The 14,831-nt window shown below is 39.0% G+C and carries 16 protein-coding genes; 13 read left to right on the top strand and 3 right to left on the bottom strand.

The window, feature by feature from the left end:
• The first annotated feature begins 6 nt into the window (after positions 1-6).
• Positions 7-2,232, top strand: a complete 2,226-nt coding sequence (locus IPK31_06370; GenBank protein ID MBK8087584.1) for a DUF3857 domain-containing protein — start codon at positions 7-9, stop codon at positions 2,230-2,232.
• Between the two features lie 25 nt (positions 2,233-2,257).
• Here IPK31_06370 and IPK31_06365 read toward each other — a convergent pair whose 3' ends face one another.
• Positions 2,258-2,935, bottom strand: a complete 678-nt coding sequence (locus tag IPK31_06365; protein MBK8087583.1) for a hypothetical protein — start codon at positions 2,933-2,935, stop codon at positions 2,258-2,260.
• A gap of 60 nt (positions 2,936-2,995) precedes the next feature.
• Positions 2,996-3,136, bottom strand: coding sequence for a hypothetical protein (locus IPK31_06360; GenBank protein ID MBK8087582.1), 141 nt, complete (start codon positions 3,134-3,136; stop codon positions 2,996-2,998).
• A 438-nt stretch (positions 3,137-3,574) separates the two neighbouring features.
• Between IPK31_06360 and rplM the strand changes: the two genes are divergently transcribed.
• The 9 genes from rplM to IPK31_06315 all read left to right on the top strand — a co-directional run bounded on the left by rplM (position 3,575) and on the right by IPK31_06315 (position 11,109).
• The gene (gene rplM, locus IPK31_06355) at positions 3,575-4,018 is read left to right on the top strand and encodes a 50S ribosomal protein L13 (protein MBK8087581.1); all 444 of its coding nucleotides are present in this window, start codon (positions 3,575-3,577) and stop codon (positions 4,016-4,018) included.
• Positions 4,019-4,057: 39 nt separating this feature from the next.
• Positions 4,058-4,447, top strand: coding sequence for a 30S ribosomal protein S9 (gene rpsI / locus IPK31_06350; GenBank protein ID MBK8087580.1), 390 nt, complete (start codon positions 4,058-4,060; stop codon positions 4,445-4,447).
• A 66-nt stretch (positions 4,448-4,513) separates the two neighbouring features.
• Positions 4,514-5,410 carry a 30S ribosomal protein S2 gene (rpsB, locus tag IPK31_06345; protein MBK8087579.1) on the top strand — a complete coding sequence of 299 codons (897 nt, stop codon included), beginning with the start codon at positions 4,514-4,516 and terminating at the stop codon, positions 5,408-5,410.
• Positions 5,411-5,577: 167 nt separating this feature from the next.
• A complete protein-coding gene (locus tag IPK31_06340) occupies positions 5,578-6,414 on the top strand; it encodes an elongation factor Ts (protein ID MBK8087578.1) in 837 nt (278 codons plus the stop codon).
• A gap of 163 nt (positions 6,415-6,577) precedes the next feature.
• Complete coding sequence (locus IPK31_06335) at positions 6,578-7,042, top strand: DUF1569 domain-containing protein (GenBank protein MBK8087577.1); 465 nt, start codon at positions 6,578-6,580, stop codon at positions 7,040-7,042.
• Between the two features lie 60 nt (positions 7,043-7,102).
• A complete protein-coding gene (paaZ, locus tag IPK31_06330) occupies positions 7,103-9,178 on the top strand; it encodes a phenylacetic acid degradation bifunctional protein PaaZ (protein MBK8087576.1) in 2,076 nt (691 codons plus the stop codon).
• A 54-nt stretch (positions 9,179-9,232) separates the two neighbouring features.
• Complete coding sequence (locus tag IPK31_06325) at positions 9,233-10,006, top strand: enoyl-CoA hydratase/isomerase family protein (protein MBK8087575.1); 774 nt, start codon at positions 9,233-9,235, stop codon at positions 10,004-10,006.
• Complete coding sequence (locus IPK31_06320) at positions 10,003-10,431, top strand: hypothetical protein (protein MBK8087574.1); 429 nt, start codon at positions 10,003-10,005, stop codon at positions 10,429-10,431. The genes IPK31_06325 and IPK31_06320 overlap by 4 nt, the downstream gene beginning before the upstream one ends.
• A 39-nt stretch (positions 10,432-10,470) precedes the next feature.
• Positions 10,471-11,109 carry a DNA-3-methyladenine glycosylase 2 family protein gene (locus IPK31_06315; protein MBK8087573.1) on the top strand — a complete coding sequence of 213 codons (639 nt, stop codon included), beginning with the start codon at positions 10,471-10,473 and terminating at the stop codon, positions 11,107-11,109.
• 2 nt (positions 11,110-11,111) lie between these two features.
• Here IPK31_06315 and IPK31_06310 read toward each other — a convergent pair whose 3' ends face one another.
• Positions 11,112-11,747, bottom strand: coding sequence for a carbonic anhydrase (locus IPK31_06310; protein ID MBK8087572.1), 636 nt, complete (start codon positions 11,745-11,747; stop codon positions 11,112-11,114).
• A gap of 170 nt (positions 11,748-11,917) precedes the next feature.
• Between IPK31_06310 and IPK31_06305 the strand changes: the two genes are divergently transcribed.
• The 3 genes from IPK31_06305 (at position 11,918) to IPK31_06295 (ending at position 14,825) form a co-directional block, all read left to right on the top strand.
• Positions 11,918-12,286 (top strand): hypothetical protein, encoded by a 369-nt coding sequence (locus IPK31_06305; GenBank protein ID MBK8087571.1) that lies wholly within the window; start codon positions 11,918-11,920, stop codon positions 12,284-12,286.
• 204 nt (positions 12,287-12,490) lie between these two features.
• Positions 12,491-14,071: a SulP family inorganic anion transporter gene (locus IPK31_06300; protein MBK8087570.1), complete on the top strand. Its 1,581-nt coding sequence runs from the start codon at positions 12,491-12,493 to the stop codon at positions 14,069-14,071.
• A gap of 64 nt (positions 14,072-14,135) precedes the next feature.
• Positions 14,136-14,825, top strand: a complete 690-nt coding sequence (locus IPK31_06295) for a carbonic anhydrase (GenBank protein ID MBK8087569.1) — start codon at positions 14,136-14,138, stop codon at positions 14,823-14,825.
• The last annotated feature ends 6 nt before the right edge of the window (positions 14,826-14,831 follow it).

Here is a 14,831-nt window from a genome sequence, read left to right as displayed (position 1 = left end):
GCAATCATGAAATTCAGTACATATAAAAAAGTTGTATTTGTTGCCAGCTTTATTTTTCTTCTGTCTGTTTCACAACCCTTATTTGCACAGAGCGTAATAGATGAAGATTTTATCGAGGTAATTGAAAAAAACGCAGCTCCTTACTGGACGGAAGCAATACCCTCTTTCGCCATCAATACGATTTCTGACAAATGGAAAAACGAATCGGCTGTGATCATGGGATATAAACGGAGTATAACCTTTGATAAAAAAGTAAGCGGTGGCTGGATCAGTTCTACTAAATCAAATGTGTTCCTGTTTGAAAAAGTAAGATTTAAAATTAAGCTGCAGGATAAAAATGCAACAGAAGGATTTACAGAAGTGTATTTCCGGTATGGAGATAAACTCGATGGATTTTCTGCAAGGGTTATTAAACCAAATGGGGAAACACAAGCGGTTGATCTGGGTGATGCAGTAGAAGCCGGAAGTAAATCAAACGTACCAGAATTTTATAAAAGTTTTTTTGATCAGAACACGGGTACTGAAACAAGATATTATAAAGTTGCTATTCCCAATCTTGAAGTGGGGGATGTGCTGGAGTATGTGTCCTATACAAAAAGCAAACTCAATGTAATGCGCAGCGGGTATGTAGAGTTTGACCAGCAGTACGAGATCTGCAGCAAGAAGTATCCTGTTATGTACAATGAAATCAGTATTGATACAGATGAGAAAACGTTTTTCAAATCACTTTCGCAAAATGGCGCCCCTGAATTTAAAAAAGAAGAGAGCGATGTAAGTGGTTTTTACCGGTACGTACTTATTGATAAAGACAGGGCAACAGAAAAAGATGTGAACTTCATCAGTCCTATGCTTGCTTACCCGGTTGTAAAATTCCAGGTGATCTATGCCAACAGCGATAAAATTAAAGGAGCATTGATAGGCGGAAAAGGTGAATTGAAAAGCGGGTTTACTAAAGAAGAAATTGCCAAAATTGCCTGGGATGATTATGTAAATGTTGGATATTATCCACTGAACAGTAGCATGCTTACAGTACAGGGGTTCGTTGACTATACCTGGAAAGATATGCGCCAGGAAAATGTGAGTGATTTGCCCGAAGAAAAATTTATTCAGAACATATACTACCGCATCAGGAACCACGTATTATTCCGTGATTCCTATTTGTCAGATAAAGTGTTTGCTTATATTTTCGGTTCACTGCTTTTTCAGCGAAAAATCAGTTCCGATCTTATCATTACAACTTCCAACAAAACAGGAAAGCTCAAAGATGTTTTGTTTGATGGTGAGATAAGATATGTAATCAGGGTAAAGGATAAGTTTTACTTCAACTGTACCGATCACTCAAATCCTGGAGAACTGGTTGAAACATTACTGGGTAATGAAGCGTACATCATTAAAGAACCGGCGAAGAAAACAGGTGTACAGGAAATTACACCCATCACTCTGCCTGATGCTGCGGCAACTGATAATACAGTTCATTACGATATCACTGCACAGTACGATGCTGTTACCAACAAAATGAATGTCAACAGAACGGCAACGTATAATGGAATCAGTAAGGCAAAAGAAATTGATAATGTAGTGAAATACACTCCATACATATTTGATGATTTTAAGATTTACTTTGGTTCATCGCCCTTAGATAAAATGAGCAGCAGGCAGGCAGATGAATATTACAGTTCTGTTGCTGCAATTAAAGAAGAGTTTAAAACAGCCAAGCCTGAATTGGTGCAGCAGGAACTCGATAAAGAGTACAGGCAAAAAGTGAAGCATAAAAATTTTAAACTCATCAGCGATGGAAGGGCACTGGTAAGAAAACAGTTAACCGTATCAGATGAGTTTGAAATAGAAGACATGACAAAAAAAGCAGGTAAAAAAATTCTTGTGAATTTGGCCGGCTTAATGGGAACCCAACTGCAGATTACAAAAGAGGAAAGAAACAGAACCAAAGACATCCAGGTTGGATATGCAAGAACACTCAGCTGGAAAATATCAATGCCTGTTCCTGCAGGTTATACTGTTAAAGGGTTAAAGGAAATGAATATCATTATAGACAATGAGGCAGGTAAATTTTCCTGTGAAGCAAAGGAAGAAAACGGCAATATAATTTTCAGCATAGTAAAAATGTATAAGAAGAAAGATATGCCGAAGGAAAAATGGACAGAAATGCTGGCGTTTATTGATGCCGCTTACAACACAACCTTTAAATATATTTTACTTCAGCCTAAAAACTAAAGGTGCTCGATATATTCATATTGTATTACAAACGTATTCTGTAAATAGCTGAAACACGAAACAGCAGGTTGTCGTTTACTTTTTCATCATAAACATATTGCCTGATCTTTCCTGTAGTTCCTAACCTGATTCTGCGGAATAAACTGTGGCCTGCCTCAAGGTTCAATACTAAGTTTTTGCTGAGATACAGATCGGAGAAGAGGCTGAGCTGGTTATCATTAAACTGAATATATTTTCCGTTAAACAACTGGTAACTGTTGGTAACGGCTTTGAATGTTAACCCGGCATACCAGTATTTCTTTAAACGCTTTTCAATAAAGAAAGAACCGGGCAGTGTTCCCCAGATCTGTAATGTGCTGTCAACTTTATATTCCAATCCGCCAAGCGGCATAAAGAAATTGCCAAAGGCTTCACGGTTATAATACAAACCTGCTTTTACAATAAGCTTCTGATTGATTTTATAATTTACTACAACAAACCCGCCTGCCTGGAAAGAAGAGGGCAGGTTTATTTTCTCTGCATTATTCCGCAAAATCATTGTTGTGTTGATGAGAAATTTTGAATGCTGTATGGGTGTTAGCAGCGTTATTGGCAGCCCGATACCTGAAGGAAAGAAGTGATCTCTTTCCAAAGGAAGGATGGTTTGTTGATTGATACCGGGAAGGTTCACCTGCCAGTTTTCAAAATATGGGCTTAGTACCAAAGCTCCACCGGTTTTTTTAAAACGGATAGGCAGTGTAAGGCCCGCATTGAAATACTGAAATTAATTCTTGTCTTTGTTTCTTCTGATGAAACCATTATCCGGCGATTGCAGTGTGCGAACATTGAGCACATCAACATAAGGCTGGGCAAATGAAACAAGTACTGAAAAAATAAAAACTACAAAGAATAACCCGTTGCGCATAGAAAGATTTTTCTGTTAGTAAGCTTCAGGTGGTTATAGTTTCTGTAAACAGGGTTTGAAATTAAGCCATTTATAGATTACATGTTGCTTATCGCTGAAGGGCTGCGGGATGGAAGCGGTAGCTCCCGCCATCGGCGGGACTACAAGCGAACAGCCCGAACTAAAGCTGATGAAGGATTTGCAGCTAACAGCCCCAAAACTTCCTTTGTTTTCAGGCGTTTTCGAGGCTATGAAAATAATTGTGCAAAATATTTACTGTAAATCAGTGTGTTGTGAAAGTACGATAAAAAAATAGTTCTGTTTTTCTTTGGTTATATGCTTTCTGTACGGCTACCTTTGCGACCCCGTTGTTAAAACGGAATTTTTCAACAAATCCACGGGATGGCGTGGCGCCACCAGCGAAAAAGCTATTGGCGGGTAAATAAAAATTAAAAAACAATGAGTAAACTACATTTCACTACAAAGCATGCGAACGAAGCTACCGTGCAACGTAACTGGTACGTTGTAGACGGCACCAATCAAACCGTTGGCCGCATGTGTTCAAAAATTGCTGCTATTTTACGTGGTAAGAACAAAGCTTATTACACTCCCCACGTTGATTGTGGCGATTATGTAATTGTCATTAATGCCGAAAAGGTAAAATTCACCGGTACTAAGATTGATTACAAAGAGTATCATAATTTCAGTGGTTACCCAGGTGGCCAGAAAATTGAAATTGCAAAAGATTTGCAGCGCCGCCGTCCTGAAGTAATTGTTGAGCGTGCCGTAAAAGGTATGTTGCCAAAAACTATTTTGGGCCGCAAGATGTACAAAAAGTTATTTGTATATGTTGGCGAGAAGCATAACCAAACTGCTCAGCAACCAATAGAACTGAAGTTCTGATCATCAATCACTCAATTACAAAATTCCAAATAAGATATAATGGAAAAGCAAAAAAATGCAGTTGGTCGCCGTAAAGAAGCTATTACCCGGGTGTTCATGAGCAAGGGTACAGGTAACATTATTGTGAACGACAAAAATTACAAACAATATTTCAGCCTGATGTATTTACAAAACCAGGTGGAGGCTCCTTTGAAAACAACTGATTCATTAGACAAGTTTGATATAAAGGTGAATGCTACAGGTGGGGGTATTAAAGGCCAGGCTGAAGCAATAAAACTGGGTATTGCCCGTGCATTGCTGGAAGTAAATGCTGAATATCGTCCTTTATTGAAAGCTGCGGGTTTATTAAAGCGTGATCCCCGTGGTGTTGAACGTAAGAAATTTGGTCATAAGAAAGCACGTAGAAGCTTCCAGTTCTCTAAACGTTAATACACACATTGGCCTTTGGCCAATGATTGCGATCAAACAATTTTTAAAAACGATTATACAAATACAATGGAAAATAGCACTTCATTACAACAGCAATTACTCGAAGCAGGTGTGCATTTCGGTCACCTGAAAAAGAAGTGGAATCCCAAGATGTTGCCTTACATCTTTGCTGAAAAGAAAGGCATTCACATCATTGATCTTAACAGAACCGTAGAAGGTTTGCAGGAAACTGCAGCTGCAATGAAACAAATTGCACGCAGCGGAAAGAAGATCATGTTTGTGGCAACTAAAAAACAAGCCAAAGAAATAGTAACTGAATGTGCACAGAAAGTAAACATGCCTTATGTAACCGACCGTTGGTTAGGTGGTATGTTAACCAACTTCAACACGGTTCGTAAGAGCGTGAAGAAAATGCAGAGCATTGAAAAAATGCTGGGCGATGGTTCTTTCGACAGCATAACCAAGAAAGAGCGCTTACAGTTAAGCCGTGATAAAGAAAAGATGGAAAAAGTATTAGGCGGTATTGCTAATATGAGCCGTATCCCTGCTGCCTTATTCCTCGTTGATATTGGACATGAGCATATTGCTCTTGCTGAAGCAAAACGTTTAGGCGTAACTACATTCGGTGTGGTTGATACCAACTGCGATCCGAATAAAGTTGATTTCTTCATCCCCGGTAACGATGATGCAACAAAATCAATCGCTATTATTACTGAATACCTGACAGCTGCAATTGCTGAAGGATTAGCTGAGCGTCAGAATGAAAAAGAAGAAGATGAAACTGAAGAAGTATCTGATGATAATTCTAAGTTTGATGTAAATGACGAAGGCGGAAGAGAAAGAGGCGGACGTGGTGCTGGCCGTGGTCCCGGAAGAGGCCCTGGTGCTGGTGGTCCCGGCGGTGGAGCAGGCGGGCCAAAGCGTCGTGTACCAAGTACACAGAAGCGTACGTCTTCAAGATAAGATCAGTTGAACGTGAGAGTAAGAAGATGGAAGATGTAATCTTATTCCCGTACAGAATAAATAACTGATGTAACAATCAGATCATTGAAAATGCTTCCTGCTTTAAATTCTGAAAAGAGTTTTGCAGGAAGCATTTTTTAAATTTTAAAACTCAAATAACTAAGTATATGTCTACTGTAACAATAAGTGCACAGGATATTAATAAACTTCGCCAGGCAACCGGTGCAGGAATGATGGATTGCCGTAAAGCATTAACTGAAACAAATGGTGATTTTGAAGCAGCGATCGACTGGTTGCGCAAGCAGGGTCAGAAAGTTGCCGCTAAACGCAGCGACCGTGAAGCAAAAGAAGGTGTGGTGATTGCACAAACAAGTGCTGATCACAAAACAGGTTTTGTTGTTTGCATCAGCTGCGAAACTGATTTCGTAAGCAAGAATGCAGACTTTGTTGCTTTTGCTCAATCAATTGCCGATGCTGCTGTTGCCAACAATGTAAAATCTGTTGACGAACTGAATGCTGCTACTGTAAATGGTGCAAAAGTATCAGACCTGATTAATGATAAATTAGCTGCTATCGGTGAAAAAATTGGCGTAAGCAAATTTGAAAGAATCGAAGCTCCTTATGTTGCGTCATACATTCACGGTTCATACCGCATGGGTGTATTGGTTGGTTTAAATAAAGAAGCCGCTGATGCAGGTAAAGATGTAGCCATGCAGATTGCTGCAATGAACCCTGTAGCGGTTGATCCTGAAAGTGTTCCTGCTGATGTAGTGGCACGTGAAAAAGATATCATTGTTGAGCTGATGAAGCAGGATCCTAAGATGGCAGGTAAGCCTGATGAAATGATCGCTAAAATTGCTGATGGTAAAATGAATGCGTTCTTTAAAGAGCAAACATTACTGGCACAGGCATTTGTTAAAGATGCTTCTAAAAGTGTTGGTGATTACCTGAAAGCTTCCGGCGATTTAAAAGTTACTGAGTTTAAGCGTGTTGCTTTAGGGTAAGAGTATAATGTAATCCTGATACGATCCCGTGTACGAAAGTGCACGGGATTTTTTTTATGTAGGTATGCCATACTTATCAGGTTGCTGTGAAATTGTAAACCGGCACAATAAGTATGACATACCTGTGAAATACGAATCCAGTACATTTGGTAAAACAATAACCATGGAGGAAAAATTAAATTTTCTGCAGCATGAGTATATTTCAATCATACGCAATGCTGATTCTTCAGTAACTCCGAAATGGGGTAAGATGAATTTTCAGCAAATGCTGGAGCATGTATCAGCCTTCTTCAAAGTATCAACAAAGAAGATTCATTTTGATTTGGTTACACCAGCTGAGCACCTGCCCAAATTCAAAGAATTTTTAATGAGTGATAAGCTGTTCAGAGAAAATACAAAAGCACCGGTGAGTATTATTGGTGAAGAACCATTCCCTGCTCATTATGCAACTGTAGAAGAAGCTGTTGCCAAACTGGAACAGGAAGTCAATCATTTTTTTGAGTATTACGAAAATCAAAATGATGCAACTGCAGTTCACCCGGTTTTTGGTGAACTGAACTTTGAGGAATGGGTAAGGTTACATTATAAACATGTAACACATCACCTGCGGCAGTTTGGTTTGATATAACTCAAGCAACTCATTCAACCCTTCATCTTTTCTTTAACTTCGCTGATAACGATTTGCAGTATGAATAAACTTGGTAACTATATTACCGGAAGCTGGATTACCGGCGATGGTGATGGGCAACTTTTATACAATGCCGTAAATGGTGAAACAATTGCAGCAGCCTCAACCAAAGGATTAGATTTTCAATCCATCACTAATTATGCAAGAACAGTTGGAAACCCTGCACTCCGCAAAATGACTTTTCATGAGCGTGGAAATATGCTAAAGGCATTAGCGCTTCATCTCAGAAATTATCTCGATAAATTTTATAAAATCAGTTATCAAACCGGTGCAACAAAAGCAGACAGCTGGGTTGATATTGAAGGTGGCATTGGTAATTTATTTGCCAATGCATCTTTGCGAAGGAAATTTCCTGACGAAGTATTTTGTGTAGATGGTGAAAGCCATAATTTGAGTAAGAACAATACTTTCATGGGGACACATATTCTTGTGCCGAAAGAAGGTGTTGCCATTCATATCAATGCCTTCAACTTTCCTGTGTGGGGAATGCTTGAAAAGATAGCTGTGAATTTATTAGCAGGTATGCCGGCGATTGTAAAACCGGCAACGGTTACTTCTTACTTAACAGAAGCTGTTGTACGAGAAATCATCGCATCAAACATAATACCCGAAGGTGCATTACAGTTAGTATGTGGAAGTGCAGGCGATTTACTGGAGCATGTAACTTCACAGGATGTAATCACATTCACTGGCAGTGCATCAACAGGATTGATGTTAAGAAGTCAGCCAAAAATTTTAAAAGAGAATGTTCCGTTTAATATGGAAGCAGATTCACTCAACTGTATAGTATTGGGTGAAGATGTAACACCCGGAAAACCGGAGTGGGATGTTTTGATTAAAGAGGTGCGTAAAGAAATGACTCTGAAAGCCGGACAACGCTGCACAGGTATCCGCCGCATATTTGTTCCTGAAAATAAAATGGAAGACATGTGGAAAGCCATCTCCGCATCATTGGCACAAACAGTTATTGGAAATCCATTGAATAAAAAAGTAAGAATGGGAAGCCTGGCTGGTGAAACACAGCGTAAAGAAGTAAAAGAACAGGTGCATAAATTATTAGCATCTTCACAAATTGTTTATGGAAGTCTTGACAGTGTAAATGTTGTAGATGCTGATGCAAACAAAGGATCATTTCTTTCTCCCATTTTATTGGTGAATGAAAAACCATTTACATCAAAGGATGTGCATGAGGTAGAAGCCTTTGGTCCTGTTAGTACAATCATGCCGTATAAAGGAATAGATGAAGCAATCGCCTTGAGCAAATTAGGAAAGGGAAGTTTGTGTTCATCAATTGTAACTGCTCATGATAAAATTGCAAAGCAGTATGTGATTGATGCAGCAACACATCATGGAAGAATACTGGTGCTGAATAGCGAGTGTGCAAAAGAAAGTACAGGGCATGGCTCTCCTTTGCCTTTATTGGTGCATGGAGGTCCCGGTCGTGCAGGTGGTGGTGAAGAAATGGGTGGATTACGTGGAGTAAAACATTATCTGCAACGAACTGCCATACAAGGTTCGCCAACAACTATTACAGCCATCACTAATGTATACCAGCCGAATGCAAAAGGGAAAGACCCCGGCAAACATCCATTTAAAAAATATTTTGAAGAGTTACAGATCGGGGATCAGATCATCACTGACAAAAGAATAGTCACCAGTGAAGACATTGAACGGTTTGCTGATTTAAGTGGGGACCATTTCTATGCGCATATTAAAACCACTGATTTTACCGGAACCATGTTTGAGCAACAGGTGGCGCATGGTTATTTTCTTATGAGTATTGCTGCCGGCTTATTTGTTGACAGTTATGAAAAAAACCCGGTATTACTGAATTATGGAATCGATGAACTGCGGTTTACAAAACCTGTTTATCCCGGGGCTGAAGTATATATCCGCTTTACCTGTAAAGAAAAACTGCCTAATGACAAACGGATGATTGAGAACCCTGAAGATTTTAAACGGGGCGATGATATTGAAAAAGGAATTGTAAAGTGGCTGGTGGAATTTTTTGATGAAACCCATGAGATAACGGGCATTGCTACCATTTTAACAATGGTAAAAAAATTGCAGCAGTAACTCATTGTTTTTATGCTGCAAGTGCAGTAACTTGAAAAGACTAAACAGGAGGTTATGATAAAGCAAGTGAACGAAGCATACGTTAAAACGGAAGTGCATAAAGGAATTGCATTTATTGAATTTTTTCATCCGCAAAGCAATTCTCTTCCTGGTGCAGTATTAAAAGAACTGGCTAATGTTATTCTGCATGCAGGAACAGACCCAAATACATCTGTTATTGTTTTACGTTCTGCCGGAGAAAAAGCTTTTTGTGCAGGCGCCAGTTTTGATGAACTGGCTGCTATTCAAAATGAAAAACAGGGACTGGAGTTTTTCAGTGGTTTTGCCAATGTGATCAATGCAATGCGGAAATGCCCCAAGTTTATAATTGTAAGGGTGCATGGCAAATGTGTGGGAGGTGGTGTTGGCATAGCAGCAGCAGCAGATTATGCTATTGCAGTTGAAGGAGCAGATATAAGATTGAGTGAACTGGCAATAGGAATTGGACCATTTGTAATTGGACCTGCTGTAGGAAGGAAAATGGGGGTTTCTTCTTATTCACAATTATCTATTGATGCTGCCAGCTGGCGCAATGCTGATTGGGCAAGACGTAAAGGCCTGTATGCTGAATTACATCAAACAGTAGAAGCAATGGATGAATCAATAGAAAAACTGGCAAATACATTATCTCATTCTTCTCCTGAAGCAATGAGCGAAATGAAAAAGGTTTTCTGGAAGGGAACAGAGCACTGGGATGAGCTGTTGATTGAACGTGCAAAGATTAGCGGAAATTTAGTGCTGAGTGAATTTACAAGAAATGCAATTGCAAAATTTAAAGCTAAGAGTTGAGCTACGAAACCATAATTACCGAGTTCAAAAAACAGTTTGGACATTTACAAAAAGCCGGTCTTGAGATTCATGGTATAGCAAATCTAATTGGTGACCTCAATGTAATTTCAATTTCTGCCCCTTTTATATTCAACAGAACTACTTTGCCCAAAAGATTTATGGGATTAAACCTAAGAGAAGGAATCGCCGAATTGCCAAAAGAATTTCAGTACCTTAATAGCGACAAGGAATACATTTGGGCTTATCAAAGATTTGAGGAGTATGTCGACAATCATGCAGATATTATTCGTGATGTACTAAACAATCCAGAAATGAAAAGGGAGGAAATGTTAGATGCGTTATGTTTTGGCGATTTTAATAGTCATAAAGAAAAGTGTATTGAATGGGAGAAGGAAGGAAAAATTCCAAAGTGGGCAAATAAATAATTCTTCATTCTATCTTCTGTCTCTTTTTATTTTTAGCACATGATTCAAACCTTCTCTGCAGATAATTTTCAAACATACTGCGATCTTCTTTCGAAAAAAGACAAACACCTAAAAGCCATTATCAAAGAACATGGCTATCCACCTATGTGGACAAGAAAACAGGGATTTGAAACACTTATTCTTATTATACTTGAACAGCAGGTTTCTTTAGCTGCTGCATTTGCTGCTTACAAAAAACTGAAGGAAAGAATAGGAACAGTAACACCTGCAAAAATTCTGGCAATGAGTAATGAAGAGCTGAGGGAATGTTATTTCACCCGGCAAAAGCAAGTGTATGCAAAAGAACTGGCAACTGCTTTTGTGAATAAACAACTCCAATGGAAAAAGTTTTCTGCAATGACAGATGAAGATGTTCGTGCACAACTGATTTCTATAAAAGGTATTGGACACTGGACAGCTGATGTATATCTGATGCATTCACTGCAGCGTACTGATTTATTTCCACTCGGGGATATTGCATTAGTAAACAGTCTTAAAGAACGGAAGCAATTACCTCCACACATCACAAAAGAAGAAATGCTTGTAATTGCAGAACCATGGAAGCCATACAGAACAATTGCTGCAATGATTCTGTGGCATGCTTATATCAAAAAGAGAAACATAAAAATTGAGCAGTAAACTTACAGGTTGTCATATTCATACAGCGGATCGATTGTGCTGTTTGCCTTCATTTCAAATACAGGATTAATGATGCCATCCTTTAACCCATATACCCATCCGTGCAAATCAGGACGTTGTTCTTCTTTCCACGCTTTTTGTATGATGGAAGTTTTTGCCAACCGCTGTACCTGTTCAATTACATTCAGCTCTGTTAACCTGTCTGTCTTTTTTTCTTCATCGGTAATTGAATCAAGTTCTTTCCGGTTATGGCGGTACACATCTTTAATATGCCTGAACCACATATTTAAGATCTGTTTATAATCATGATTTCCCATGGCAGCTTTAATGCCGCCACATCCATAATGTCCGCAAATAATTACATGCCTTACTTTTAAATGTGTAACAGCATATTCCAGAACGCTGAGCAGATTTACATCGGTATGAATAACAAGGTTGGCTATATTACGGTGTACAAAAATTTCTCCCGGATCTGTACCGGTGATTTCATTTGCAGGTACACGGCTGTCGCTACAGCCAATCCATAAAAATTCAGGGGTTTGTAAATGTGCCAGGCGGTCAAAAAAGCCAGGGTCCTGCAAAATTCTTTCCGCAGCCCATTTTTTATTTTCATTTAACAGTAATTCGTATGGTTTCATATTTGCCCCGGTATAGAGTTGTAAAGCATCTTTTTCCAGCTCATTTGTTAAGAAAACTTTAATAAATATAGATAAACAAAATACTTTTCAGTCAGTAATTTTGCAACCATCAACCGACAGTGAATTGCTTGGTTTACAAGCTTCAAAGTTATATCTTGCAGCACATTTTCATGAAAAGGAAATCTAAAAAATACAAAGCCAATAAAGTCTTCCCCGTCATTTTTATGATGATGGCTCTGCTATGGCTTACTGTAAGTGCTCCTTTTGTTTATGCCAGCCAGCAGGAAATTGCAAAACAGAAGATGGAAAAATCCGGCTTCCCTCTTTCTGAAAATGAAGAAGAATCAGCAAACCCATTTGGCAATTCTACTGAAGAAAAGACCCCCAGCAGCAGTGCTTTCTCAGAAGAATACCTGCACGATCATCATGTAACAGATCATTTTTTTCTGGCTCGTTCGCAGTATCATAACTGCGAAGATGCAGAAGCCTATATTGCTTATCACGGCGAATTACTTGTACCTCCTCCCAACGCCGCATAATTTTTTCCTTTATTCAGTCTTTTCTGTCTGCATGCTAATGAAACTATCTGCAGAACATGTATGGGTAATGAAACAGATGTTTTATCCATTCTGAAACACTGTATACAAAAGGAAAAACAAAAGCTCACAGCAAATTTTATTCATTCGAATTTTCAACAGTTTGTTCTGTTGAATTAACCATGTTACAATAATCAAGCGTTTAAGATGAAATTGAACACGAAAAATTTCAAGACAGATTTACTGTCTGGTATGGTGGTATTTTTAGTAGCACTGCCACTTTGTTTAGGAATTGCAGTAGCCAGTGGTGCTCCGCCCTTTGCCGGTATTATTACCGGCGTAATTGGAGGTATACTTGTTGGTGTTTTGAGCAGCTCACATGTCAGTGTATCGGGGCCTGCAGCAGGGCTTATAGCAATTGTGCTTGCAGCAGTAACAAATCTTGGATACGAAACATTTTTGCTGGCAGTTGTGCTGGCAGGTGTATTTCAGCTTTTACTGGGGATTGCAAAAGCCGGAGGTATTTCCAGTTATTTTCCTTCAGGAGTTATTGAAGGGATGCTTACAGCTATCGGGATTATTATTATTAAAAAGGAACTGCCACATGCTATCGGGTATGATAAAGAACATGAGGGTGATTTTTATTCGTATGAACTGATGGATGCAGCAGATAAAGGCTTCTTCAGTGAAATTATTCATTCCTTCAATTTTGCCCATACAGGGATTATTATTGTTACAATTGTTTCACTCGGTATCCTGATAGCATTTAATAAAGTTCCTTTCCTGAAAAAAATAAAAGCTGTTCCGGGTGCATTGGTAGCTGTAGCAGCAGGGATTCTGTTGAATGAAATTTTCAAAGTAACAAACCCTGATTTAGTTATTGCAGGAGAACACCTGGTGAAACTGCCAACAGCTTCTTCCTTCAGTGAGTTTTTCGGACAATTCAGTCTTCCTGATTTCAGTGGGTTTGCAAATCCTGCTGTTTGGATTACGGCCGCAACCATTGCTACTGTTGCAAGTATTGAAACATTACTCTGTCTTGAGGCAGGCGACAAAATGGATCCATTAAAAAGATTTTCCAGTGCCAACACAGAATTAAGAGCACAAGGCATCGGAAATATTTTTTCAGGTTTAATTGGCGGATTACCGATGACATCAGTTATTGTAAGAACATCTGCCAATGTTAATGCAGGGGCAAAGTCAAAGCTTTCTGCAATAGCTCACGGTGTGTTTTTGCTGATTGCAGTTGTTGCAATTCCCGGAATTCTGAATATGATTCCAATGGCCTGCTTAGCTGCTATTTTAATTATGATTGGATTTAAACTGGCCAGCCCTAAAGTATTTAAGCATATGTGGCAGTCGGGTAAATTTCAATTCATACCATTTATTGTAACTGTAATAGCCGTTGTTGGTATTGATTTATTAAAAGGTGTAGGTATTGGTTTGGTGGTAAGTATTATTTTTATTCTGAGAGGAAATATGAAACTCGCCTACTTCTTTAAAAAAGAACAGCACCACGAAGGCGAAACAATACATATGGATCTTGCACAGGAAGTTTCTTTCTTAAACAAAGCAGCCATTAAACAAACACTGGCTCATCTTCCCGAAAACAGTAAACTGGTAATTGATGCAGCCAACACAGTTTATATAGATTATGATGTGCTGGAACTACTGAGGGACTTTGTAAACTTTGGGTCGAAAGATAAAAACATTACAGTAACACTTAAAAACTTTAAGCCTGCTTATAAAATGGAAGATGCCATGCACGTGCATTCGGAGCAGGATTAAGAAATTTGAAATTTATAACAATATAACATCCCGGAAGGGTAGTGATAAAAAAACTTAATTAAACATGAGGGCACACACAAAAGAAACACAGGCAAACCTGACGCCGAGAATGGCGCTTGAAATTTTAAGGGAAGGAAACGACCGGTTTGTAAAAAACCTGAAAGCACAAAGGGATTTGCTGGCACAGGCAAATGATACACGTGATGGCCAATGGCCTTTTGCCATAATACTCAGCTGTATCGACAGCCGTACATCAGCAGAGTTGATTTTTGATCAGGGATTGGGCGATATTTTCTCCGTTCGCATTGCAGGCAATATTGTAAATACCGATATTTTAGGAAGTATGGAGTTTGCCTGTAAAGTGGCGGGCTCAAAACTGATTGTTGTGTTAGGCCATACTAAATGTGGTGCAGTAAAAGGGGCCTGCGACCATGTAGAAATGGGTAACCTTACCGAACTGCTTTCCAAACTGCAACCTTCGGTATATGCGGAAAGAGATACTGTAAATATAAAAGACCGTCATTCAAAGAATTCAACCTTTGTCGAAAACGTATCATCGATAAATGTACGCCGTTCTGTAAAAAGCATTATTGAAAGAAGTTTCATTATTGAACAAATGGTGGAGAAGGGAGAAATTGGTGTAGTGGGTGCCATGTATAATATTGACACAGGCAAGGTAGAATTTTATACCGATGTGGAATATGTAAAAGACGAGATGAACCCCGAATTCAGTGTAGAAGAATTGAAACATTAGAATTAC

The sequence above is a fragment of the Chitinophagaceae bacterium genome, from assembly GCA_016713085.1.
In the GTDB taxonomy this organism is placed as follows: domain Bacteria; phylum Bacteroidota; class Bacteroidia; order Chitinophagales; family Chitinophagaceae; genus Lacibacter.
The sequence above is the reverse complement of the archived record's forward strand: the minus strand, read 5'-3'. Positions and strand labels throughout refer to the sequence as shown.

Bases quoted from the DNA above. Each gene is read 5' to 3' on its own strand.
- IPK31_06370 (MBK8087584.1), top strand. From the start codon at position 7: ATGAAATTCAGTACATATAAAAAAGTTGTATTTGTTGCCAGCTTTATT.
- IPK31_06360 (MBK8087582.1), bottom strand. From the start codon at position 3,136: ATGCGCAACGGGTTATTCTTTGTAGTTTTTATTTTTTCAGTACTTGTT.
- rplM (MBK8087581.1), top strand. From the start codon at position 3,575: ATGAGTAAACTACATTTCACTACAAAGCATGCGAACGAAGCTACCGTG.
- rpsI (MBK8087580.1), top strand. From the start codon at position 4,058: ATGGAAAAGCAAAAAAATGCAGTTGGTCGCCGTAAAGAAGCTATTACC.
- rpsB (MBK8087579.1), top strand. From the start codon at position 4,514: ATGGAAAATAGCACTTCATTACAACAGCAATTACTCGAAGCAGGTGTG.
- IPK31_06340 (MBK8087578.1), top strand. From the start codon at position 5,578: ATGTCTACTGTAACAATAAGTGCACAGGATATTAATAAACTTCGCCAG.
- IPK31_06335 (MBK8087577.1), top strand. From the start codon at position 6,578: ATGGAGGAAAAATTAAATTTTCTGCAGCATGAGTATATTTCAATCATA.
- paaZ (MBK8087576.1), top strand. From the start codon at position 7,103: ATGAATAAACTTGGTAACTATATTACCGGAAGCTGGATTACCGGCGAT.
- IPK31_06325 (MBK8087575.1), top strand. From the start codon at position 9,233: ATGATAAAGCAAGTGAACGAAGCATACGTTAAAACGGAAGTGCATAAA.
- IPK31_06315 (MBK8087573.1), top strand. From the start codon at position 10,471: ATGATTCAAACCTTCTCTGCAGATAATTTTCAAACATACTGCGATCTT.
- IPK31_06310 (MBK8087572.1), bottom strand. From the start codon at position 11,747: ATGAAACCATACGAATTACTGTTAAATGAAAATAAAAAATGGGCTGCG.
- IPK31_06305 (MBK8087571.1), top strand. From the start codon at position 11,918: ATGAAAAGGAAATCTAAAAAATACAAAGCCAATAAAGTCTTCCCCGTC.
- IPK31_06300 (MBK8087570.1), top strand. From the start codon at position 12,491: ATGAAATTGAACACGAAAAATTTCAAGACAGATTTACTGTCTGGTATG.
- IPK31_06295 (MBK8087569.1), top strand. From the start codon at position 14,136: ATGAGGGCACACACAAAAGAAACACAGGCAAACCTGACGCCGAGAATG.